Below are 1,735 nucleotides of genomic sequence, written 5' to 3' on the forward strand. Positions count from 1 at the left end.
TCCAGAATTTCAACTGTCGCACCCGGCTCGGTGCTGCCTGCAATCGTCGCTGTGCCATCGGCATTGATGGTTACCGTGAAGTCAAAGGCCGGTGCCAATGTATCGACCGTAAGGCTCTCTGTTGCAGTCAGGTTGGCATTACCTGCCACGTCCGTAACAATACCTGCCGGTACGTTCACAACCACATCGCCTTCAAAGTCCGCAGCCGGTACCAGCGTACCGCTGAAGCTGCCATCGCCGTTGTCTACAAGGCCGGTCAATGTACCGTTAGCAATATCCAGCAATCCCTCAAGCGCATCTGCCGTAAGCGGACTACCATCAACCGCATTGACTGCTTCACCAAAGTCAATCGTGATTGCATTCGTTACAGGATCAATCGTAATCACCGGTGCCGGAGCTAGCGTATCAACCACAAAGCCGTCCGTACCATCGAGTACATCGCCTGTACCCAAGTTACCTGCAAGGTCTGTATAGGCACCGTCTGCAACACTGATGCTTGGAGCCGCACCACTGCCGTCAGCTGTAAACGTAGCTGTCCAGACATTCGGGTTGGTTGTACTTTGGACCAGATTGCTCAGCGTACCGCCTACTGGCGTGATGTCATCAATATCAAAGCCACTGACCGCCTCGCTAAACGTAAAGCTGATTGTTGTCGATTCAGTCGCAGTGAGTGCAGGGTCCAGGGCCGTAATCACCAAGCTCGGCGCTGTCGTGTCCACTGTCAGTAACAGTGCAGGACTCTGTACACTTTCATTACCTGCTGCATCAGTCAGCGTATAAGTCAGTTGATGTGAACCATCTGCCAGCGGAGTGGTAGGCGTTAGTGTACCTGTTACAGGATCATAACTTGCAGCTACCTTCTCACCATCAACATACAAGGTCGGAGTCTCACCTGCACCCGGTGCAGAAATCACAACACCCGGGGTCGTGTCATCTGTACTACTGCCTGATCCCTTGATTCCTTGATCAGGTCCAACATTGTCCAGATAGCCTGTTGGTGCAGAAGGCGTAATAGGTGCTGTCGTGTCAACTGTAATCACTTTTATAGTTGTATCGGCAATGTCTGTATTACCAGCAGAATCACGTGCTTCTGCACGAACAGATAAATCTCCATCCACAGTTACAATAATTTCTGCTGTTATGAACCCAGCATCCAAATCTGCCTGTACTACTGTATAGTTTATACCATTTACACTAATAATATTTCCTACAGCCGCATCACTACCTAAAGTAATCTGAGCAGTAAATGTCTTATCTGCTCCTAACTCATTAGCATTGAGAATATTATCGTTATTTATATCTGCTGGAATAGTGATTTCACCAATCAAGTCAACTGCTAAGGGATTAAAAATAAAACCATCTGCTCCATCCAGAACGTCACCTTTACCGGTATTGCCAACAATATCAGTATAGGCCCCATCAGCTACACTAATACTTGGTGCTACTGATCCACTTTGAGTAAAAATTGCTGTCCATGTATTTGCATCAACTTGAATAAAATTACTTAGTACACCACCGCTAACAACTACATCTGAAACTGAAAATTCACTAACGGGTTCACTAAATTCAAATGTAATAGTTGCAGCTTCGCCCGATGCGAGAACCAAATCAGATGTACTAATTGTCAAAACTGGCGCAGTTGTATCTACAGTAACTGTTATTGCTGGGCTCTGTGCACTTTCATTACCTGCTGCATCAGTCAACGTATAAGTCAGTTGATGTGAACCATCTGCCA

General features: G+C 46.9%; 1 protein-coding gene. It reads right to left on the reverse strand.

What is annotated here, in order from left to right:
• Positions 1-1,735, reverse strand: a 1,735-nt coding sequence (locus MKL36_RS00260; RefSeq protein ID WP_270908959.1) for an Ig-like domain-containing protein, incomplete at both ends; no start/stop codon positions are given.

Source organism: Acinetobacter sp. AOR12_HL, assembly GCF_027855275.1.
Classification (GTDB): Bacteria; Pseudomonadota; Gammaproteobacteria; order Pseudomonadales; family Moraxellaceae; genus Acinetobacter; species Acinetobacter baumannii.